The organism is Streptomyces sp. MK7, from assembly GCF_032658145.1.
Taxonomy (GTDB): Bacteria; Actinomycetota; Actinomycetes; order Streptomycetales; family Streptomycetaceae; genus Streptomyces; species Streptomyces spiralis.
The window spans coordinates 287,740-309,148 of the sequence record NZ_JAVACL010000002.1 but is presented as its reverse complement, the minus strand read 5'-3'; the positions used below and the strand labels follow the sequence as shown (position 1 = coordinate 309,148).

19 protein-coding genes and 1 pseudogene are annotated in these 21,409 nt (G+C 70.4%); 16 read left to right on the top strand and 4 right to left on the bottom strand.

Annotated features, from left to right (window positions below):
* Nucleotides 1–61: 61 nt before the first annotated feature.
* On the top strand, nt 62–1,660 hold the full coding sequence (locus R2S09_RS04135; protein ID WP_306190263.1) for an ABC transporter substrate-binding protein: 1,599 nt from the start codon (nt 62–64) through the stop codon (nt 1,658–1,660).
* A 93-nt stretch (nt 1,661–1,753) separates the two neighbouring features.
* Here the strand turns inward: R2S09_RS04135 and R2S09_RS04130 are convergent, their stop codons facing one another.
* Both R2S09_RS04130 and R2S09_RS04125 read right to left on the bottom strand, forming a co-directional pair.
* Nucleotides 1,754–2,425 (bottom strand): response regulator transcription factor, encoded by a 672-nt coding sequence (locus R2S09_RS04130; RefSeq protein WP_316739815.1) that lies wholly within the window; start codon nt 2,423–2,425, stop codon nt 1,754–1,756.
* Between the two features lie 22 nt (nt 2,426–2,447).
* Complete coding sequence (locus tag R2S09_RS04125; RefSeq protein ID WP_399143918.1) at nt 2,448–3,482, bottom strand: RecB family exonuclease; 1,035 nt, start codon at nt 3,480–3,482, stop codon at nt 2,448–2,450.
* A gap of 310 nt (nt 3,483–3,792) precedes the next feature.
* Between R2S09_RS04125 and R2S09_RS04120 the strand changes: the two genes are divergently transcribed.
* From R2S09_RS04120 to R2S09_RS04110, 3 genes are all read left to right on the top strand, one after another.
* Nucleotides 3,793–5,346 carry a site-2 protease family protein gene (locus tag R2S09_RS04120; protein WP_306190261.1) on the top strand — a complete coding sequence of 518 codons (1,554 nt, stop codon included), beginning with the start codon at nt 3,793–3,795 and terminating at the stop codon, nt 5,344–5,346.
* Nucleotides 5,347–5,399: 53 nt separating this feature from the next.
* Nucleotides 5,400–6,302: a tRNA (adenine-N1)-methyltransferase gene (locus R2S09_RS04115; protein WP_306190260.1), complete on the top strand. Its 903-nt coding sequence runs from the start codon at nt 5,400–5,402 to the stop codon at nt 6,300–6,302.
* Nucleotides 6,303–6,533: 231 nt separating this feature from the next.
* Nucleotides 6,534–7,115 carry a hypothetical protein gene (locus R2S09_RS04110; protein ID WP_306190258.1) on the top strand — a complete coding sequence of 194 codons (582 nt, stop codon included), beginning with the start codon at nt 6,534–6,536 and terminating at the stop codon, nt 7,113–7,115.
* Between the two features lie 58 nt (nt 7,116–7,173).
* Here the strand turns inward: R2S09_RS04110 and R2S09_RS04105 are convergent, their stop codons facing one another.
* The gene (locus tag R2S09_RS04105) at nt 7,174–7,479 is read right to left on the bottom strand and encodes a ferredoxin (RefSeq protein WP_306190257.1); all 306 of its coding nucleotides are present in this window, start codon (nt 7,477–7,479) and stop codon (nt 7,174–7,176) included.
* A 243-nt stretch (nt 7,480–7,722) separates the two neighbouring features.
* Between R2S09_RS04105 and arc the strand changes: the two genes are divergently transcribed.
* The 6 genes from arc to prcA all read left to right on the top strand — a co-directional run bounded on the left by arc (nt 7,723) and on the right by prcA (nt 13,618).
* A complete protein-coding gene (gene arc / locus R2S09_RS04100) occupies nt 7,723–9,489 on the top strand; it encodes a proteasome ATPase (protein ID WP_306190256.1) in 1,767 nt (588 codons plus the stop codon).
* A 235-nt stretch (nt 9,490–9,724) separates the two neighbouring features.
* Complete coding sequence (dop, locus tag R2S09_RS04095; RefSeq protein WP_399143915.1) at nt 9,725–11,236, top strand: depupylase/deamidase Dop; 1,512 nt, start codon at nt 9,725–9,727, stop codon at nt 11,234–11,236.
* Between the two features lie 182 nt (nt 11,237–11,418).
* Nucleotides 11,419–11,637 carry a ubiquitin-like protein Pup gene (locus R2S09_RS04090; RefSeq protein WP_030179596.1) on the top strand — a complete coding sequence of 73 codons (219 nt, stop codon included), beginning with the start codon at nt 11,419–11,421 and terminating at the stop codon, nt 11,635–11,637.
* Between the two features lie 32 nt (nt 11,638–11,669).
* Complete coding sequence (locus R2S09_RS40515) at nt 11,670–11,999, top strand: endonuclease domain-containing protein (protein ID WP_372337758.1); 330 nt, start codon at nt 11,670–11,672, stop codon at nt 11,997–11,999.
* Nucleotides 11,951–12,796 carry a proteasome subunit beta gene (gene prcB / locus R2S09_RS04080; RefSeq protein WP_030179593.1) on the top strand — a complete coding sequence of 282 codons (846 nt, stop codon included), beginning with the start codon at nt 11,951–11,953 and terminating at the stop codon, nt 12,794–12,796. The genes R2S09_RS40515 and prcB overlap by 49 nt, the downstream gene beginning before the upstream one ends.
* A 60-nt stretch (nt 12,797–12,856) precedes the next feature.
* Nucleotides 12,857–13,618 carry a proteasome subunit alpha gene (gene prcA, locus R2S09_RS04075; RefSeq protein ID WP_306190255.1) on the top strand — a complete coding sequence of 254 codons (762 nt, stop codon included), beginning with the start codon at nt 12,857–12,859 and terminating at the stop codon, nt 13,616–13,618.
* A gap of 86 nt (nt 13,619–13,704) precedes the next feature.
* Here prcA and R2S09_RS04070 read toward each other — a convergent pair whose 3' ends face one another.
* Entirely contained in the window at nt 13,705–14,721 is a 1,017-nt protein-coding gene (locus R2S09_RS04070; protein ID WP_316739810.1) for a LacI family DNA-binding transcriptional regulator, read from the bottom strand.
* Between the two features lie 161 nt (nt 14,722–14,882).
* On the opposite strand from R2S09_RS04070, the gene R2S09_RS04065 reads away from it, so the two are divergent.
* From R2S09_RS04065 to R2S09_RS04040, 6 genes and pseudogenes are all read left to right on the top strand, one after another.
* Nucleotides 14,883–16,151, top strand: a complete 1,269-nt coding sequence (locus tag R2S09_RS04065; protein ID WP_316739808.1) for an MFS transporter — start codon at nt 14,883–14,885, stop codon at nt 16,149–16,151.
* 9 nt (nt 16,152–16,160) lie between these two features.
* Nucleotides 16,161–17,522 (top strand): Pup--protein ligase, encoded by a 1,362-nt coding sequence (gene pafA / locus R2S09_RS04060; RefSeq protein WP_306190252.1) that lies wholly within the window; start codon nt 16,161–16,163, stop codon nt 17,520–17,522.
* Nucleotides 17,523–17,665: 143 nt separating this feature from the next.
* On the top strand, nt 17,666–18,673 hold the full coding sequence (locus R2S09_RS04055; RefSeq protein WP_316739806.1) for an FKBP-type peptidyl-prolyl cis-trans isomerase: 1,008 nt from the start codon (nt 17,666–17,668) through the stop codon (nt 18,671–18,673).
* Between the two features lie 61 nt (nt 18,674–18,734).
* The gene (locus R2S09_RS04050; protein WP_030179581.1) at nt 18,735–19,106 is read left to right on the top strand and encodes an FKBP-type peptidyl-prolyl cis-trans isomerase; all 372 of its coding nucleotides are present in this window, start codon (nt 18,735–18,737) and stop codon (nt 19,104–19,106) included.
* 150 nt (nt 19,107–19,256) lie between these two features.
* Nucleotides 19,257–20,210: a WYL domain-containing protein gene (locus R2S09_RS04045; protein WP_316739803.1), complete on the top strand. Its 954-nt coding sequence runs from the start codon at nt 19,257–19,259 to the stop codon at nt 20,208–20,210.
* Nucleotides 20,211–20,228: 18 nt separating this feature from the next.
* A pseudogene (locus R2S09_RS04040) lies at nt 20,229–21,293 on the top strand (helix-turn-helix transcriptional regulator); the annotation flags it as partial.
* Nucleotides 21,294–21,409: the final 116 nt, after the last annotated feature.

Sequence of the window (21,409 nt, the reverse complement as noted above, 5' to 3'; positions counted from 1 at the left end):
ACGGCCGCACCACCCCTGCATGCCGGGTACACGGATATGACAGCCCTGGAGAAACTCGAGCATGAACCGCAAGACTTTGGTGCTGCCGGCCGTGGCCGGTCTGCTCGCGCCGGTACTCGCCGCCTGCGGCGGGTCCGACAGCGGCAGCCAGAGTGACGACGCCATCGTCGTCGGCACCACGGACCGGTTCGCCGCCTCCAAGGAAGCCCCCGCACCCCTCGACCCGGCGTGGGCCTACGACGCCGGGCTCTGGAACGTCCTGCGCCAGACGGTGCAGACCCTGATGATCATGCCCAAGGGCGACGGCAACCCCGTCCCCGAGGCAGCCGAGAAGTGCGGATTCACCGACAGCGGCAACGAGCGCTACGCCTGCACCCTGCGCGACGGCCTGAAGTTCGCCAACGGCGACCCGCTCACCGCGGCCGACGTGAAGTACTCCATCGACCGCGCCCGCGCCATCAAGGGCGACAGCGGTGTGGCCGGCCTGCTCAACACCATCGACACCGTCGAGACGCAGGGCGACCGCGAGGTCATCTTCCACCTCAACACCGCGGACGCCACCTTCCCGTACAAGCTGACGACGCCCGTCGCGGGCATCGTCAACCCCAAGGACTACGAGAAGAACAAGCTGCGCGAGGGCTTCGCCGTGGACGGCTCCGGCCCCTACACCATGAAGGCCGACGTCAAGAACGGGGAGATGGTCGACGCCGTCTTCACCAAGAACCCCAACTACAAGGGGACGTTGCAGCTCAACAACGACAAGGTGGAGATCCGCTCCTTCTCCGACCCGGACGCCATGGGTGACGCCCTGAACAAGGGTGACATCGACGTCATGACCCGCACCATGTCGCCGGAGCAGATCCAGAAGCTGTCCAATGCCGGTGAGAGCAACGTCGACCTCGTCGAGATGCCCGGCCTGGAGATCCGCTACCTCGCCTTCAACACCGACGCCCCGTCGGTGAAGAGCAAGGCGGTGCGCCAGGCGATGGCCCAGGTCATCAACCGCAGCGAACTCGTCGCCAAGGTCTACGGCACGCAGGCCGAACCGCTCTTCTCGCTGGTGCCGGCCACCGTCACCGGCCACTCCAACTCGTTCTTCAACAAGTACGGCGACCCGAACGTCCCCAAGGCCAAGTCCCTGCTGGCCAAGGCGAACATCACCACTCCGGTGAAGCTGACGCTGCACTACACGACGGACCACTACGGCACGGCCACCAAGAAGGAATTCGAGATCCTTCAGCAGCAGCTCAACGCCAGCGGTCTGTTCGACGTCAGCATCCAGGGCACGCCGTGGGGGAAGTTCCGCCCGGCGGAGCAGAAGGGCCAGTACGAGGTCTACGGCATGGGTTGGTTCCCGGACTTCCCGGACCCCGACAACTTCCTCGCGCCGTTCCTCGACAAGGACAACTTCCTCGGCTCGCCGTACGCCAACAGCGAGATCCGCAACACCCTGATCCCGCAGTCCCGGCGTGAGGCCGACCGCGGCTCCTCCAGCCTGACGGACATCCAGAACATCGTCGCCCGCGACGTCCCGGTGATCCCGCTGTGGCAGGGCAAGCAGTACGTCGCCGCCCGTGACGCCATCACGGGCACCGCGTACGCGCTCAACTCCTCCTCCACGCTGCAGCTGTGGACGCTCGGCCGCGGCGTGAGCAACTGAGCCACACCGCCGCCGGTACGACGAGGCGCCCCTCCCGAACTTCGGGGAGGGGCGCCTCGCGTCGTAGGAAGTGTTTCCGCTGTGCCGCCCTGCTCACTGCGCTCCGGGCCGCACCAGACCGCTCTCGTACGCGTACACCGCCGCCTGCACGCGGTCGCGCAGCCCCAGCTTGGTCAGCACATGCCCGACATGCGTCTTGACCGTCGTCTCGCTGACGAACAGGTCCGCGGCGATCTCCGCGTTGGACAGCCCGCGCGCAACCAGTTTCAGCACCTCGACCTCACGCTCGGTGAGGGTGTGCAGGGTGTCCGGCACCGGCTCGTCCCCGGACGGCAGATGCGTGGCGTACTTGTCCAGCAGCCGGCGCGTGATGCTCGGCGCCAGCATCGCCTCGCCGGCCGCGACCACCCGGATCGCCTGCACCAGCTCGTTGGCCGGGGCGTCCTTCAGCAGGAAGCCGCTCGCGCCCGCGCGCAGCGCCTCCACCACGTACTCGTCGAGGTCGAAGGTGGTCAGCACCAGCACCTTCGCCGGGCCGTCCCGCCCGGGCCCGGTGATCTGCCGGGTCGCCTCGACCCCGTCCATCCGCGGCATGCGGATGTCCATCAGCACCACATCGGGCTGCAGGGCCCGCACCTGGTGCAGGGCTTGGAGGCCGTCTCCGGCCTCGCCCACGACCGCGATGTCCTGCTCCGCCTCCAGAATCATCCGGAACCCGGTGCGCAGCAGCGGCTGGTCGTCGACCAGTAGGACGCGGATGGCCACGTGAGTCTCCTTCGCTGGGGCCCTACTCCGGCCCCATTCTGCCCTGCACCTGCGCAGCGGTCCGTCCCCGGGGCAGCGGCAGCGGGTAGGGCGGGGGAGTGCCCCCGAACTCCGGGCAGTGGGCGCGGTGGTCGCACCAGCCGCACAGCTTCGTGGGACGCGGCCGCCAGTCACCGGTCTCGGTGGCCAGCCGGATGGCCTCCCACAGCGCCAGCAGCTTGCGCTCCACCCGCTCCAGGTCGGCCGGGACCGGGTCGTACGTCAGCACGTCACCACTGCCCAGGTACACCAGCTGCAACCGCCGCGGAACGATCTTCTTCAGCCGCCAGACCACCAGGGCGTAGAACTTCATCTGGAACAGCGCGCCCTCGGCGTACTCCGGCCGGGGCGCCTTGCCCGTCTTGTAGTCGACGATCCGTACCTCGCCGGTGGGCGCCACGTCCACCCGGTCGATGATCCCGCGCAGCCTGAGCCCCGAGTCCAGCTCCGTCTCGACGAACAGCTCCCGCTCGGCCGGCTCCAGCCGGGTCGGGTCCTCCAGCGTGAACCAGCGCTCCACCAGCTGCTCCGCCTCCGTCAGCCAGCGGGCCAGCCGCTCGCCGTCCATGTCGTCGGCGAACAGCTCCACCAGCTCCGGCCGGGACTCCCGCAGCCGGTCCCACTGGCCGGGGATCAGCGCCTTGGCCCGGGGCGCGGTCCGCTCCGCGGCCGGCGCGTCGAAGAGCCGCTCGAGCACCGCGTGCACCAGCGTGCCCCGCGTGGCCGCCTCACTCGGCTTCTCCGGCAGCCGGTCGATCACCCGGAACCGGTACAGCAACGGGCACTGCATGAAGTCCCCGGCCCGAGACGGCGACAACGAAACCGGCCCGGCCGTGCTCACTGTGCCGGCGACCGCCTGCGCCGCCGGGCCCACACCCGCGTCGCCGCTCTCCGCAGTCGTGCTCGCTGCGGCGCCGGCCGCCCGGTTCGCCGCCTCGCCCCCGTCCCCACCGGCCCCGTCCGTATCGGCCCCGTCCGTATCGGCCCCGTCCGCGCCGAACCCGTCCACTGCGGGCATCGGGGTGTCCGCCGTCACGGTCGGCGTCCGGTCCGGGGCCGGTGGCGGTGCCGGCGTGCCTTCAGCGGCCGGTGCGGTCTCGGTACCGTCGGGTTCCGTCCCGCCCGCCGTGGTCGTCTCCATGCCACAGACCTTACGGCCCGCCACTGACAGTGACCCAGCCGCGGGGCCCGGCCCGGGGTGACGACGGGCACGGCAGCGGGCAGAACACAGGGGTGCCGGGCGGAACCGTTCGCCACGGCCGCATACCATCGACCCGAGACCTTCCGGCCGCCAGGCACGGAAGACGCGCTTCGAACGAGGGGACACCGTGGACGTGAGCGGCGGGAGCGGGCAGCCGCGGTCCGGCAACGACGAGCCGACCGAACCCCGCACGGGCCCCTCGGCCCCGGCACCCCACGACGGCACCGCCCGCTCGGAGTCACCCGGCCACGACCCCGGCCCCGGAGCGGGAGACGAGCACGCCCCGGACGAGAACGGACCTCCCGCGCGGGACTCCTCCGCCCCCGACGACCGGGGCGACCGCCACCCGGACGGCCCGGCCGATCCCGTCGACGAGTCCTTCCGGGACAGCGCCGCCGGCCCCGGCACCGGTACCGACCCCGCGACCACCCCCGGCCCCGCCGAGCACGACACCCACCCCGACCGCGCCCACGCCCACGCCGGTGGTGCCGGCCAGGCACCGCCGCCCCGGCGGGCCCGGGAGCCCGGAGGCGGGCTGCTCATGGGGCGGCCGTTCGGCGTGCCCGTCTACGTGGGGCCCAGCTGGTTCCTTGTCGCCGCGCTGATCACCTGGGTCTTCGGCGGCCAGCTCGACCGCGTGCTGCCCGAGCTCGGCGCCGCCCGCTACCTCGTCTCCCTCTTCTTCGCGGTCGCCTTCTACGGCTCCGTCCTCGTCCACGAGCTCGCCCACACCCTCGCCGCGATCCGCTTCAAACTCCCCGTCCGCCGCATCCAGCTGCAGTTCTTCGGCGGTGTCTCGGAGATCGAGAAGGAGGCCGAGACCCCCGGCCGCGAGTTCGTCCTCGCCTTCGTCGGCCCCCTGCTCTCCCTGGTCCTCGCCGGCGTCTTCTACCTCGCCCTCCAGCCCGTCGAACGCGGCACGGTCCTCGGCGTGCTGCTGGCCGCCCTGATGGTCTCCAACCTCATCGTCGCCGCGTTCAACCTGCTGCCCGGCCTGCCTCTCGACGGCGGCCGCATGCTCCGCGCCGTCGTCTGGAAGATCACCGGCCGGCCGATGACCGGCACCGTCGCCGCCGCCTGGGTGGGCCGGCTCCTCGCCGTCTCCGTCCTCATCGGCCTGCCCCTGCTCAGCCAGTCCGGCGCCCTCGGCTCCACCGCCGAGGACAGCGTCGGCATGGACACCGTCACCGACGCCCTGCTCGCCGCCATCATCGCCGCGATCATCTGGACCGGCGCCGGCAACAGCCTGCGCATGGCCCGCCTGCGCGAACACCTCCCCGAACTGCGCGCCCGCACCCTCACCCGGCGCGCGGTCCCCGTCGAGACCAACACCTCCCTCGCCGAGGCCCTGCGCCGCGCCAACGCCGCCGGCGCCCGCGCGCTCGTCGTCGTCGACGGCCACGGCGAGCCGCTCTCCCTGGTCCGCGAGTCCGCCATCGTCGGCGTACCCGAACACCGCCGCCCCTGGGTCTACGCCAGCGCGCTCGCCCAGGACCTCACCGACGGCATGCGCGTTTCCGCCGAGCTGGCCGGCGAGGAGCTCCTGGACGTGCTGCGCGCCACCCCGGCCACCGAGTACCTCGTGGTGGAGGAGACCGGGGAGATCTACGGCGTGCTGTCCGCCGCCGACGTCGAGCGGGCCTTCGTGAAGGCCATGGCCCGGCCCTCCGCGTCCGCCTAGAGACCGCCGCCCACGTGGTCGGCGGGCCCCCCGGGGACCGGTAGGCTGGTCACATGTCCGAACCGACCGGTGCTGCCCGCCGCCGCGGGCCCTTCAAGGTCGGGGACCAGGTACAGCTGACCGACCCCAAGGGCCGCCACTACACGTTCACGCTCGAGGCCGGGAAGAACTTCCACACCCACAAGGGTTCCTTCCCGCACGACGAACTGATCGGCGCACCCGAGGGCAGCGTTGTCCGCACCACCGGCAACGTCGCCTACCTCGCGCTGCGTCCCCTGCTCCCCGACTACGTCCTGTCCATGCCCCGCGGGGCAGCCGTCGTCTACCCCAAGGACGCGGGGCAGATCCTGGCCTTCGCCGACATCTTCCCCGGCGCCCGCGTCGTGGAGGCCGGCGTCGGCTCCGGCTCGCTCAGCAGCTTCCTGCTGCGCGCCATCGGTGACCAGGGCATGCTGCACAGCTACGAGCGCCGCGCCGACTTCGCCGAGATCGCCCAGGCGAACGTGGAGCGCTACTTCGGCGGCCCGCACCCCGCCTGGCAGCTCACCGTCGGCGACCTCCAGGACAACCTGTCCGACACCGAGGTCGACCGCGTCATCCTCGACATGCTCGCCCCCTGGGAGTGCCTGGAGGCCGTCTCCAAGGCGCTCGTCCCCGGCGGCATCCTGTGCTGCTACGTCGCCACCACCACCCAGCTCGCCCGGACCGTGGAGTCCATCCGCGAGATCGGCTGCTTCAACGAGCCGACCGCCTGGGAGACGATGATCCGCAACTGGCACATCGAGGGCCTGGCCGTCCGCCCCGACCACCGGATGATCGGGCACACCGGCTTCCTGCTCACCGCCCGCCGCCTCGCGGACGGCGTCGAGCCGCCCATGCGCCGCCGACGCCCCGCCAAGGGCGCCTACGGCGAGGACTACGAGGGCCCCAACGCCGACGGAGGCACCGGCCGCTGACGCGGCCCCCTGCCGCAGCCAACGAACGGGCGCCGTGGCGGAGTTCCCCCTGCCGAACAGGGAACTCCGCCACGGCGCCCCCGCGTTGAACCCGCACCAGGAACCTGCCGCCGCCGCCCGGCGGCGGCACGGGCCGGTCACAAGAACCCACCCCGCCGTTCCCCCGCACTGTGACGTGTGGCACGATGCTGGCCACCCCCACCGGCACAGCCCTCACAGGAGACACTCCTAGTGCAGCACCCCGCCGTTCCGGAACTGGCACACACGCACACGCGCCCCATCCACTGGGTGGCCACCGCCACGGCCGTCGCCGGTGTCATCGCCCTCTCCTCGGCCCTTCAGCCGAGCTCGGCCACCGCCGCCCAGACCGCCGACGCCGGCACCCGGGCCCAGAGCGCGCCCGCGGCCGCCGCACCCGCCACCACAGGCGTGACCTTCCCGCTCCAGTGCGGCCCCGTGAAGGCCGTCGTGGCGAAGAAGGCCTCCGGGGACCTCGACCAGGACGGCCGGCCGGAGACCGTGGCCGTCGTGCACTGCGACGCCTCCATGGGCACCCCGCCCGACGCCGTCTACGTCCTCACCCAGGCCGAAGGGGCCAAGGCGCCGCGCGTGGTGGCCACCCTCGTCGACCCCAAGGACCGGTACACCGTCACCGACTTCGCCGTGCGGGCCGGCGACATAACGGCCACCCTCCTCGGCTACTCCTCGCCCGACGTGCCCAATTGCTGCCCCGATGTGAAGGACAGCGTGAAGTGGCGGTGGCAGAACGGCGCGTTCGTCCGCTCCGCGCCCGCACAGGCGCGCGGCGTCTGACACCGCGCCCGCAGGGGTGTGAGAAATCAGACAGTAGTGACGGCAGGCGCTCGTGCGGTCACCCCGCGTCAGGTCCGTACCTCTCGACCTTGTCCGAAACGCGACGCACATGGATGCACTCGCCCGGGCACTCCCTCGCCGAGTCGACGACGTCCGTGAGAAGCGCCAGCGGCACGGGCGTTGCCGCCCCCTTCTCCTGCAGGAGCTCGTCGTCCGCGCCCTTCACATAGGCCAGGCCGTCGATGTCCAGCTCGAAGACCTCCGGCGCGTACTGTGCGCAGATGCCGTCACCGGTGCACAGATCCTGGTCGATCCAGACCTCCAGTGCCTCGCCACCGTCCGCGGTCCGCTGCTGCACGTTCATCTCTCCTGCCGTATCACGTCGAGCCGCACGGGAATCAGGCCAGCTCTGACGGGTGTTGAACATCTCGAGACTATCTCTGTTCGCTTTCCAATCATGTTCGGTGGGTATTCCCCTGGCGTGAGGGAGAGCGCAAGGGTGAAGATCGGACACACCCCGACCGTCTTTGTGATCTAGGGGTTTCAATCGACACCCACCCAGGTAGGGTCTGGAAGCGTCCAGCTCCCCTTGGAGGAGGTGAGGACCGTGGCAGCCCACGACGACGACATGAACCGCGGCATCCGCCCGGGACGAGGGTCCGAAGACCCGGCCGGGCAGATCGCCTACCTTGAGCAGGAGATCGCCGTCCTGCGACGCAAGCTCGCCGACTCTCCGCGACACACGAGGATTCTCGAAGAGCGGATCGTCGAGCTGCAGACCAACCTGGCCGGCGTCTCCGCGCAGAACGAACGCCTCGCGAACACTCTCCGCGAGGCCCGCGACCAGATCGTGGCCCTCAAGGAAGAGGTCGACCGGCTCGCCCAGCCGCCCGCCGGCTTCGGCGTCTTCCTGCAGGCCAACGAGGACGGCACCGCCGACATCTTCACCGGCGGCCGCAAGCTGCGGGTGAACGTCAGCCCCAGCGTCGAGGTCGACGAGCTCCGGCGCGGCCAGGAAGTGATGCTCAACGAAGCGCTCAACGTGGTCGAGGCCATGGAGTTCGAGCGCGTCGGCGACATCGTCACCCTCAAGGAGATCCTCGAGGACGGTGAGCGCGCCCTGGTCATCGGGCACACCGACGAGGAGCGGGTGGTGCGGCTCGCCGAGCCGCTGCTGGACGTGACCATCCGCGCCGGCGACGCCCTCCTGCTCGAGCCCAGGTCCGGCTATGTCTACGAGGTCGTGCCCAAGAGCGAGGTCGAGGAGCTCGTCCTCGAAGAGGTGCCCGACATCGGATACGACCAGATCGGTGGCCTCGGCAACCAGATCGAGATGATCCGCGACGCCGTCGAGCTGCCGTACCTCTACCCGGACCTGTTCAAGGAGCACGAACTGCGCCCGCCCAAGGGTGTGCTGCTCTACGGTCCCCCCGGATGCGGCAAGACACTCATCGCCAAGGCCGTCGCCAACTCGCTGGCCAAGAAGGTCGCCGAGGTCACCGGCCAGGCCGCCGGCAAGAGCTTCTTCCTCAACATCAAGGGCCCCGAGCTCCTGAACAAGTACGTCGGCGAGACCGAGCGGCAGATCCGCCTGGTCTTCCAGCGAGCCCGGGAGAAGGCCAGCGAGGGCACCCCCGTCATCGTCTTCTTCGACGAGATGGAGTCCCTCTTCCGCACCCGTGGCTCCGGCGTCAGCTCGGACGTGGAGAACACCATCGTCCCCCAGCTGCTCGCCGAGATCGACGGCGTGGAGGGCCTGCAGAACGTGGTCGTGATCGGCGCCTCCAACCGCGAGGACATGATCGACCCGGCCATCCTGCGCCCCGGCCGGCTCGACGTGAAGATCAAGATCGAGCGTCCGGACGCCGAAGCGGCCCAGGACATCTTCGGGAAGTACCTCACCGAGCGCCTTCCGCTGCACGCGGACGACCTCTCGGAACACGGCGGCGCCAAGGACGCCACGGTCCAGGCCATGATCCAGACCGCGGTCGAGCAGATGTACGCCGAATCCGAGGAGAACCGCTTCCTGGAGGTCACCTACGCCAACGGCGACAAGGAAGTCCTCTACTTCAAGGACTTCAACTCCGGCGCCATGATCGAGAACATCGTCGGCCGCGCCAAGAAAATGGCGATCAAGGACTTCCTCGAGAAGAACCAGAAGGGCCTCCGCGTCTCCCACCTGCTCCAGGCCTGCGTGGACGAGTTCAAGGAGAACGAGGACCTGCCGAACACCACCAACCCGGACGACTGGGCCCGGATCTCCGGAAAGAAGGGCGAGCGGATCGTCTACATCCGCACCCTCATCACCGGAAAGCAGGGCGCGGACACCGGACGCTCCATCGACACGGTGGCGAACACCGGACAGTACCTGTAAAAGCAGGGCGGCTGCGGGTGCCCTCGGCGGGTACCCGCAGCCGACCTGTTTTTCGGGGCGCACGCACGGAGCAGGCAATGACGCAAATGATCTCCCCACCAGCGCAAAGGCGTTCTAGGCTCTTTCGTACCGCCGGGTCGCGCAGTGCGGGGACGGGCACCGCACAGGCACCCGAGCACCAGCGGTACTTGAGCGCCGCCCACGACCGAGGGCGCCGCCGGGCAAGGAGGGCCGCATGACCGTACGGCGAGTAATGGGCATCGAGACGGAGTACGGGATCTCCGTCCCCGGTCACCCCAACGCCAATGCCATGCTCACCTCGTCCCAGATCGTCAACGCCTACGCGGCGGCGATGCACCGGGCCCGCCGGGCCCGCTGGGACTTCGAGGAGGAGAACCCGCTGCGGGACGCCCGCGGCTTCGACCTCGCCCGCGAGGCCGCCGACGCCAGCCAGCTCACGGACGAGGACATCGGCCTGGCCAACGTCATCCTCACCAATGGCGCGCGGCTCTACGTCGACCACGCCCACCCCGAGTACAGCGCCCCGGAGGTCACCAACCCGCGCGACGCCGTCCTGTGGGACAAGGCCGGCGAGCGCATCATGGCCGAGGCCGCCGAACGCGCCGCCCAGCTGCCCGGCGCCCAGCCGATCCATCTCTACAAGAACAACACCGACAACAAGGGCGCCTCCTACGGCACGCACGAGAACTACCTGATGAAGCGGGAGACCGCCTTCTCCGACATCGTGCGCCACCTCACGCCCTTCTTCGTCTCCCGCCAGGTCATCACCGGCGCCGGCCGCGTCGGCATCGGTCAGGACGGCCACGAGCACGGCTTCCAGCTCAGCCAGCGCGCCGACTACTTCGAGGTCGAGGTCGGCCTGGAGACGACGCTGAAGCGCCCCATCATCAACACCCGCGACGAACCGCACGCCGACGCGGAGAAGTACCGCCGGCTGCACGTGATCATCGGCGACGCGAACCTCTCCGAGATCTCCACCTACCTCAAGCTGGGCATGACCGCCCTGGTCCTGTCCATGATCGAGGACGGCTTCATCGCCGTCGACCTGGCCGTCGACCAGCCCGTACGCGCCCTCCACCAGGTCTCGCACGACCCGTCCCTCAAGCGTCTGATCACGCTCCGCAGCGGCCGGACACTCACCGCGGTCCAGCTCCAGATGGAGTACTACGAGCTGTCGCGCAAGTACGTCGAGGAGCGCTTCGGCGCGGACGCCGACGACCAGACCAAGGACGTCCTGGCCCGGTGGGAGGACACCCTCAACCGGCTGGAGAACGACCCCATGAGCCTGGCCGGCGAGCTGGACTGGGTCGCCAAGCGGGAGCTCATGGAGGGTTACCGGCGCCGCGACGGCCTGGACTGGGACGCCGCCCGCCTGCACCTGGTGGACCTCCAGTACGCGGACGTGCGCCCCGAGAAGGGCCTGTACAACCGTCTCGTGGCCCGCGGACGCATGAAGCGCCTGCTGGACGAGTCCGAGGTCGACCGGGCCCGCAGGAAGCCGCCTGAGGATACCCGCGCCTACTTCCGCGGCCGCTGCCTGGAGCAGTACGCGGACGACGTCGCCGCGGCCTCCTGGGACTCGGTCATCTTCGACCTGCCCGGCCGCGACTCGCTCCAGCGCGTCCCGACCCTGGAACCGCTTCGCGGAACGCGTAATCACGTCAAGGAGCTCCTGGACCGCTGCCGCACCGCGGAGGACCTGGTCAGGGTCCTGTCCGGCGGCTGAGCGGGTACCCGGAGGCGGACCGGCCGGACAGGGTGGAAATCCCTCCGGCCGGGAATCATCGAGACGGCCCCCGTACGTTGGAGAAACCACGGGGCCGATGTCGGACCCGGCTTGTAGGGTCTGATCATCACCGATCGGCCGTAATGCCGACCATGTCGGGCGAACTGAGCGGGGTGAGGGTTATGGCAACGAAGGACACCGGTGGCGGGCAGCAGAAGGCCACGCACTCGACCGAGGAGGTCGAGGAGCAGGTCCAGGACGCACAGGCCGCCGAGGACCTCAAGGAACGCCACGAGAAGCTGAGCGACGACGTGGACGACGTCCTCGACGAAATCGATGATGTGCTCGAGTCCAACGCAGAGGATTTCGTGCGGTCATTCGTTCAGAAGGGCGGCCAGTAGGCCGCTTCCTCCTTCGATTCGAAGGAGGGCGGGTGGAGCCCCGGCGGACGATCCGGTCGGCGAAGCGCTGCGTGCGGTGCGGTGAGGCCACACCGCGCGCAGCCTTCGCTTCCGGGCGGTGCCACCGTGCGCGGGGGGCTGGGCGAGGGCTCCGTGCGAGCCGCCCGCAGGCTTCCGCCGTTCATGTGGATCACGGCCACAAGGCGGGTAGGGTCCGTGGCGTACTGTGCTTCAACTGCAATTCCGGCCTCGGCCTGTTGCGGGACGATCCCGGAGCCGCGTACCGAGCTGCCGACTACCTGGAAGGAAACGCGTGGAAGCCAACACTCGTAGCACCGGGCGTCTACCAGCTGCCTTCCTGACGCCTGGGTCCTCCTCGTTCATGGACTTTCTCTCCGAGCACCAGCCGGAGCTGCTGCCGGGCAAGCGGCAGCTGCCGCCCGTGCAGGGCGTGATCGAGGCTCCGCACGGCACGACCATCGTCGCCACGACGTTCCCGGGGGGCGTCGTGCTGGCCGGTGACCGCCGGGCGACCATGGGGAACGTCATCGCGCAGCGGGACATCGAGAAGGTGTTCCCGGCGGACGAGTACTCGGCCGTCGGTATCGCCGGCACCGCCGGTATCGCCGTGGAGATGGTGAAGCTGTTCCAGCTGGAGCTGGAGCACTTCGAGAAGGTCGAGGGGGCGCAGCTGTCGCTGGAGGGCAAGGCCAACCGGCTGTCGACCATGATCCGCTCCAACCTGGGCATGGCCATGCAGGGACTGGCCGTCGTGCCGCTGTTCGCTGGGTACGACCTGGACCGCGAGAAGGGCCGGATCTTCTCCTACGACGTCACGGGCGGCCGCTCCGAGGAGCACGGCTTCGCGGCGACCGGTTCCGGGTCGATCTTCGCGCGCGGCGCGATGAAGAAGCTCTTCCGTGAGGACCTGTCCGAGGCCGAGGCCACGACGCTGGTGGTGCAGGCCCTGTACGACGCGGCAGACGACGACTCGGCGACCGGTGGTCCCGATGTCGCCCGCCGGATCTATCCGATCGTCACCGTGATCACCGAGGACGGCTTCCGCCGGCTCACCGACGACGAGGCCTCCGAGATCGCCCGTTCGGTGCTCCAGCGGCGTCTGGAGCAGCCCGACGGCCCGCGGGCGGCGCTGCTGTAGCCGGTGGCCGCTCTTGTCCAGGGTGATCGAGTGACTTCTACAGAAAGGGACGGATAACCGGTGTCGACGCCGTTCTATGTGTCACCTCAGCAGGCCATGGCCGACCGGGCGGAGTACGCCCGCAAGGGCATCGCCCGCGGTCGCAGCCTGGTCGTGCTGCAGTACGCCGACGGAATCGTGTTCGTCGGTGAGAATCCGTCCCGCGCGCTGCACAAGTTCAGCGAGATCTACGACCGGATCGGGTTCGCCGCGGCCGGCAAGTACAACGAGTACGAGAACCTGCGCATCGGTGGTGTTCGCTACGCCGACCTGCGGGGTTACACCTACGACCGGGACGACGTCACGGCCCGCGGTCTTGCCAACGTCTACGCCCAGACGCTGGGCACGATCTTCTCGAGTGCGGCGGAGAAGCCGTACGAGGTGGAGCTGGTGGTCGCCGAGGTGGGGGAGACCCCGGAGGGCGACCAGATCTACCGGCTGCCGCACGACGGGTCGATCGTGGACGAGCACGGCTCGGTCGCGGTCGGTGGAAACGCGGAGCAGATCAGCAGCTATCTCGACCAGCGTCACCGGGACGGGATGACGCTGGCCGAGGCGCTGAAGCTGGCGGTGCAGGCCCTGTCCCGCGACACCAACGGCAGCGAGCGGGAGATCCCCGCGGAGCGCCTGGAGGTGGCGGTGCTGGACCGTACGCGTCCGCAGAAGCGCAAGTTCAAGCGCATCGTGGGCCGCCAGCTGGCGCGTCTGCTGGAGGGTGGCGAGGCGGACACCTCGCAGGACGGCGACGACTCGGCCGACTCCTCGGGCTCCGAGGAGGAGTAGCCCTTCCGGGTGGTCCTCACGAGCAGTCCCTCGCTCCGGTGCCCCGGAGCCGACGTCACGGACGCCGGCTCCGGGGCACCGGTGTCTCAGGAGGCTCTGGGCGGGGCCGTGGAGCCCCGTACCACCAGTTCGACGGGGATGTCCCCGCCGAGCGGTGCGCGGCCCTCCAGCACGGCCAGGAGGGCGTGCATGCCGCGTTCGCCGAACAGTTCCGCGTCCAGGCGGACGGTGGTCAGCTCGGGGTCGATGGCGCCGGCGAGGGCGAGGTCGTCGAGGCCGGTGACGGAGATGTCGTCGGGTACGCGCAGGCCGAGACGGCGCAGGGCCTTGTAGGCGCCGGCGGCCAGTTTGTCGTCGTCGCAGACCAGGGCGGTGGGCCGGCGCCCGGGGGCGCTCAGGGCGGCCTCGGTGGCGGCGTGGGCGTCCTCGATGGAGATGGGGGCGCGGGCGGTGCCGACGGAGGTGCCCGGTACGGCGCCGACGCGGGCGGCGAGCTCCCGTGCCCGTACCTCGAAGGTCCAGGAGGGCACGTCCGCCGCGAGGTGGAGGAAGTGCCGGTGGCCGAGGGCGAGCAGATGGTCGGCGACCTGGCGTACACCGTCGGCGATGTCCAGGTTCACCGTGGCGGCGCCGAGGCTGCCCTCGGGGTCGCTGTCCAGCATGACCAGGGGGAGCTGGTCGCCGCGGATGGCGGTCAGGGCGTCGGCGGCCATGGAGGAGGCGATGACGCCGTCCAGGGCGGCCTGGGCGGAGGCGAAGGGGTTGCGGGCCGGACCGATGCCTTCGGGGGAGGGGTAGAGGACGACGCCGAACCCGTGTTCGGCGGCGACGCGGGCGGCGCCGGTGTAGACGCCGGCGAAGAACTCGGTGGTCAGGGCGGGGACGACGAGGAGGACGGTGCGGGTGTGGCCGAGGCGCAGGTTGCGGGCGGCGAGGTTGGGCCGGTAGCCGAGGTCGTGGGCGGCCTGCCGTACCCGTTCGGCGGTGGCCTGCGAGACCCGGCCGCGCCATTTGTCGCCGAGGACGAGTGAGACGGCGGCCTGGGAGACTCCGGCGGCCTGGGCGACGTCACGGCTGGTGGGGCGCGTGCTTGCTGGTGCCACCGCGGGCCTGCTCCTCGTCGTCCGGTCGTTCGCGGTCGTCGTCGTGCGGTCGTTTCCGGTGGTCCTGGCCCGAGGGTCCGGGCGTCTGGACCGGTGAACTGCGCACATGGTACGTATGGCGGACGACGTTATACGTAAAACCTGAGCCTGGGAGGCGTGCGATGGCCGCGGGATTCGCGGGGTATCTGGAGATCCTCGGGGCGCGGCACGCCACCCGGCTGCTGGCGGGCACGCTGGTGGGGCGGCTGCCGAACGCCACCGCGGCGATCGCGATCGTGCTGTTCGTGCGCGCGGAGGGCGGGACGTACGGCCTGGCGGGGGCGCTGGCCGCGGTGTACGGGGTGGCCAACGCGGTCGGCCAGCCGGTGCTGGGCCGCCTGGTGGACCTGTACGGACAGCCGCGGGTGCAGCTGCCGGCCGCGGTCGCCTCGGCCCTGGCGATGACCGTCTTCGCCCTGACCGGCACCGAGCCGCCGGTGCTCGCCTGGGCGGCCGTGGCGGCGGCCGGGCTGTTCACTCCGCCGCTGGAGGGCGGTCTGCGCGCGCTGTGGCCGAGTGTCCTGCGCAAGGAGGGCCAGGTGCACACGGCGTACGCGATGGACGCGGTGGCGCAGGAAGTCATGTTCACCGTGGGGCCGTTGCTGGTGACGCTGTGCGTCTCGCTGTGGTCGGCGCGGGCCGCGCTGGTGGTGCTGAACGTGGTCGGGGTGCTGGGCGCGCTGTCGGTGGTCCTCTCGCCGCCGTCCCGGCAGTGGCGTTCGGCGCCGCGGGAGGCGCACTGGCTCGGGGCGCTGCGCTCGCCGGGCCTGCTGGCGCTGCTGGGGGCGTTCCTGTTCGTCGGGATCGCGCTGGGGTCCATCACGGTGGCGGCGGTGCCGTACGCGGACGGACACGGCGGGGACGCGGTGTACGGCTGGCTGATGGCGGCGCTGGGTCTGGGCGCGCTGATGGGCGGGACGGTCTACGGGGCGCGGCGGTGGAGCGGTGTGCCCGAGCGGCGACTGCGGGTGCTGGTGGCCCTTCTGGCGATGTGTTATCTGCCGCTGATGCTGATGCCGGGTGCGGTGGCGATGGTGGCGCTGACGGTGCTGTCCGGGGTGTTCCTGGCGCCGTGCATCGCGTGTGCGTTCATCATCGTGGACCGGCACGCGCCGAGCGGGACGGTCACCGAGGCGTTCTCCTGGCTTGTGACGACGTTCACAGTGGGGGCGTCGGTGGGGACAGGGGTGGCGGGGCCCGTGGTCCAGGCGGGCGGCGCGCTGTGGGGATTCGCGGTGCCGGGCGCGGCGGGGGCCGTGTCATTGCTGGTGCTTGTGGCCACCGGGCGGGTCCTCGCAGCTCCCGCCGGGAGTGCGGTCGTTGCTGCTTCATCGGAAAATGATCCAAATCGTGCTGTCGAACCCCGTTTCAGCTCGGGGGATCGGGCGTAATGTTCACTCATGGACCGCCGCATTTTCGGGCTGGAGAACGAGTACGGTGTCACGTGCACGTTCAGGGGACAGCGCCGTCTGTCGCCTGACGAGGTGGCGCGGTACCTCTTCCGCCGTGTCGTGTCATGGGGCCGCAGCAGCAATGTCTTTCTGCGAAACGGCGCCCGGCTCTATCTCGACGTGGGCTCACATCCGGAATACGCGACACCCGAATGTGACAATGTGATCGAACTGGTCACCCACGACAAGGCCGGCGAGCGCATTCTGGAAGGACTCCTGGTAGACGCGGAACGACGCCTGCACGAGGAGGGAATCGCGGGCGACGTCTACCTCTTCAAGAACAACACCGACTCGGCGGGCAACTCCTACGGCTGCCATGAGAACTACCTGGTGGCGCGGCACGGGGAGTTCTCGCGGCTCGCGGACATCCTCATTCCGTTCCTGGTCACGAGGCAGCTGCTCTGCGGTGCGGGCAAGGTGCTGCAGACGCCGCGCGGGGCCGTGTACTGCGTGAGCCAGCGGGCGGAGCACATCTGGGAGGGCGTCTCCTCGGCGACGACGCGTTCCCGGCCGATCATCAACACCCGCGACGAGCCGCACGCGGACGCCGAGCGCTACCGCCGGCTGCACGTCATCGTGGGCGACTCGAACATGTCCGAGACGACCATGCTGCTCAAGGTCGGCGCCACCGACCTGGTGCTGCGCATGATCGAGGCGGGCACGGTGATGCGCGACCTCACCCTGGAGAACCCGATCCGGGCGATCCGCGAGGTCAGCCACGACATCACGGGCCGCCGCAAGGTCCGCCTGGCCAGTGGCCGGGAGGCCTCGGCGCTGGAGGTGCAGCGGGAGTACTACGAGAAGGCGCTGGACTTCTGCGAGCGGCGCGGCATCCGCACCGGCACGGTGGAGCAGGTGCTGGAGCTGTGGGGCCGGACGCTGGACGCGATCGAGACGGAGGATCTCGACCGGATCGGCACCGAGATCGACTGGGTGATGAAGTACAAGCTCATCGAGCGGTACCGCGCCAAGCACAACATGACCATGTCGCATCCGCGGGTCGCCCAGATAGACCTCGCCTACCACGACATCCACCGGCGTCGTGGCCTGTACTACCTGCTGGAGAAGAAGGGCCAAGCGACCCGGGTCTGCAACGACTTGAAGATCTTCGAGGGCAAGTCGGTTCCGCCGCAGACCACTCGGGCGCGGCTGCGCGGCGACTTCATCCGGCGGGCGCAGGAGCAGCGGCGGGACTTCACCGTCGACTGGGTCCACCTCAAGCTCAACGACCAGGCGCAGCGGACGGTGTTGTGCAAGGACCCGTTCCGCTCGGTGGACGACCGGGTGGAGAAGCTGATCGCCGGAATGTGAGCCGTGTGTGGGCTGTCGAGCACGGTCCGCACGAATTACCGGAACGCCACACGGGCGCCGTACGTTTCGCGTACGGCGCCCTTGCGGCATCGTAGAGTTGCGCGCACGTCATCAACAGACCGATCGATTACGAGGCCCCCACCGTGCGCCGACGCTCTCTTCTTCTCTCCGTCCCCGCGGGGCTGGTCACTCTGGCCGCCTGTGGCAACGACAACGCCGGCTCGGGCAAGGCCAGTGAGACCGCCTCCCCGTCGCCGTCCGCCTCGGCCACGTCGGCCGCGCCGCCGCCGAAGATCGTCTCCGGGCCGCTGCCGGCGATCACCGCGGGTACGAAGTTCGGGCAGAAGCCGACCGTGGCCAAGGGCACCGGTGAGCCGTCGAAGGACCTCGCTCTGAAGATCGTGATCGCGGGCGGCGGGCGCACGGTGGCGGAGAACGACTACGTCCAGGCGCACTACCTGGGGCAGATCTGGGACTCGGGCAAGGTCTTCGACAACTCCTACGACCGCAAGGCGCCGCTGATCATCCAGCTCTCCCAGGGGTCGATCATCGACGGCTGGCGCTATGCGCTGGCCGGGAAGAAGGCCGGCAGCCGGCTCCTGTTCTCGGTGCCGCCGAGCTGGGGGTACGGCCCCCAGGGCAACGCGCAGGCGGGCATCAAGGGCACCGACACGCTGGTGTTCGTCGTCGATGTGCAGAACACCTTCAACGCGACGAGCTCGGCCAAGGGCAAGGCCGTGCCGCAGAACAAGGCGGACCTGCCGAAGGTGGGCACCAACACCGACGGCAAGGCACCGTCCATCACCGTGCCCAAGGCCGCCGCGCCGAAGAACCTCGTGTCCGAGTACGTCATCGAGGGCGACGGTCCGGCGGTCAAGGCGGACCAGACGGTGCTCGTCCAGTACAAGGGCGTGCTGTGGGACGGCGGCAAGGAGTTCGACTCGACCTACCAGAAGAAGACCCTGGCCTCGTTCTCCCTCCAGCAGGTCGTCAAGGGGTGGGCGCAGGGCATGACCGGCAAGAAGGTGGGCAGCCGGGTCCTGATCGTGATTCCGCCGTCGCTGGGCTACGGCGACAATCCGCCGCCGAACAGCGGCATCCAGAAGGACTCCACGATGGTGTTCACCGTGGACATCCTCGCCGCGATGTGAGGCGCGGGGGATGCAAGACTGTGCCTGTTGCCTTATCGCTGACAAAGCAGGAGCCAGAGACGTGAGCATCGACAAGCCCGAGATCGACTTCCCCGGCGGCGAGCCCCCGGCGGAGCTGGAGATCAAGGACATCTGGGAGGGCGACGGCGAGGTGGCGAAGGCGGGTCAGACCGTCACCGTCCACTACGTGGGTGTCGCCTTCAGCACCGGTGAGGAGTTCGACGCCAGCTGGAACCGGGGTACCCCCTTCCGCTTCCCGCTGGGTGCCGGCCGTGTCATCAAGGGCTGGGACCAGGGCGTGCAGGGCATGAAGGTCGGCGGTCGCCGCCAGCTGACCATCCCGGCCCACCTCGCCTACGGCAACCAGAGCCCGACCCCGGCGATCAAGCCCGGCGAGACACTGATCTTCGTCGTGGACCTGCTCGGGGTCTGACCGACCTGCTTCGGATCCCACACGGATCCAGCGGGTTCCGATCACCTGGGGCCCATGCCTGTTCGGGCGTGGGCCCTCGGCTTTTGCCACCGCGTCCCGGAGCGGTACGGTCATCGGTCGTAAGCACCATAAGGAAGGCGAAGGGCACCGATGGCCATTGCCAAGGCCGAGCGGCTGATGAACCTGGCGCTGTGCCTGCTCGGGGCGCGGCGGCCGCTCAGCAAGCGTGAGCTGCGCGAGTCCATCGAGGCCTATCTCGAAGCGGGGTCCGACGACTCCTTCAACCGCATGTTCGAGCGGGACAAGGACGACCTGCGTGAGCTGGGGCTGGTCATCGAGACCGTCGAGAGCCTGGACGGCGACGTCGGCTACCTGGCCCGCCGGGACAGCAACCGGCTGCCGCCCATCACCCTGGACGCCGAGGAGGCCGCCGCGCTGGGGCTGGCCGCCAAGGTCTGGCAGCAGGCCCGCCTCGCCGGGGCCGCCAGCGGCGCCCTGCAGAAGCTGCGTGCGGCCGGGCTGCCCGAGGACGTCGACCCCTACGAGACGCACGGCGCCCTGGAGCCCCGCATCCCGGTGCACGAGGCCGCCTTCGAGCCGCTGATGCTGGCCTGCCGCGACCGCCGCCCGGTCGTCTTCGACTACCGCAAGGCCAGCGCCGCCCGCCCGGAGACCCGGCACGTCGAGCCGTGGGCGCTGGAGTGCTGGCGCGGCCACTGGTACCTGGCCGGCTTCGACCGCGACCGCGGCGCCGAGCGCGTCTTCCGGCTCTCCCGGATCACCGGGAAGGTCCGCGCCCGCGGCACCGGCTTCACCGCCCCGGTCCCCGACGTCGTCACCGTCCGCGAGACCGTCGCGAGCTGGGCGGGCGAGATCGCCGACCGCTCCGCCCGGATCCGGCTGCGCTCGGGCGCGGGTTACCCCCTTCGGGCGAAGGCCTCGGCGGTACGGGAACTCGGCGACGGGTGGGACGAGTTGGACATCCCGTACGGGCACGGGCTGGACGCCTGGCTGGTGGAGTTCGGACCGGACGTGGTGGTTCTGGAGCCCGCCGAGCTGCGGGCGGACGTGGTGGACCGGCTGCGTGCCGTGGCCAAGGGCTGAGGGGGAGCGAGCAACACTGTGGCAGGCAAACCGGTCAGGCCCGTGAACGCCATCGACCAGACCCGGCGGATGCTCTCCCTGGTGACGTATCTCAGGGAGCGCCCCGGCGCCCGGATCGAGGACGTGGCGCGAGCCTTCGGCATCACCGAGGACGAGCTGGTCTCGGACCTCGACGTGCTGCCCATGTGCGGCACCAGCTTCCGCGGCGGCGACCTGCTCGACATCGACACCGACGGCGAGCGCATCTGGTGGCACAACCCGGCCGCGCTCGGCGCCGAGGCGGCCGAGCCGCTGCGGCTGGCCGCCGACGAGGCGACCGCCCTGCTGGTGGCCGCCCGCGCGGTGGCCACCCTTCCCGGACTGCGCGAGAGCGACCGGCAGGCGCTGCTGCGGGCGACGGCCAAGGTGGAGGCGGCGGCCGGTGAGGCGGCGGGCGCCAGCTCTCGCCTGTCGGTGACCTTCGAGTCCGAGGGCGGGGTCTTCGCCGACGTGGACCGGGCGATCTCCGAGCGCCGCCGCCTGTGGATCCGCTACTACTCGCCCGCGCGCGACGAGGTCACCGAGCGCGAGATCGACCCCATCCGCCTGGTCAGCGTCGGGCACACGTACGTGGAGGCCTGGTGCCGCCGCTCCGAGGCGCGTCGCACCTTCCGGCTCGACCGGGTCGCCGAGATCAAGATCCTCGATGAGCCGTCCGCGCCTCCCGAGATAGAGCTGCGCGACCTGTCCGAGGCGCTGGTGCAGCCCGCCGCCGAGGACCCCGAGGTCGTCGTCGAGGTGGGCCCGGGCGGTCGCTGGGTCGCCGAGTACTACCCGCACGACAGCGCAGATGAACTTCCCGACGGCGGGCTGCGTATCAGTCTGCGCACCCCCGACCCGGCCTCGCTCAGACGCCTGGCGCTGCGCCTCGGCCGGGACGGCCGGATCGTCGCTCCACACGACCTGGCCGCCAGCGCCCGCCAGGCGGCCTCCGACGCACTGGCGGCCTACGACGACGCGACGGGCGTGACGGGCGTGACGGGCGTGGCCGACGCGGGCGGCGCGGCGGGCGAGGCGGACGCCGACCACGCCGGGAACACGCGGGCCGGCGGCAGCGACGAGGACGCCCCGGGCTCCCCGGGCGCTGCCGGCTCTCCGAGTGTTCCCGGCGCCCCGGGCGCCGCGGGGTCCCCGGGCGTTCCCGGTGCCTCGCAGGCCGT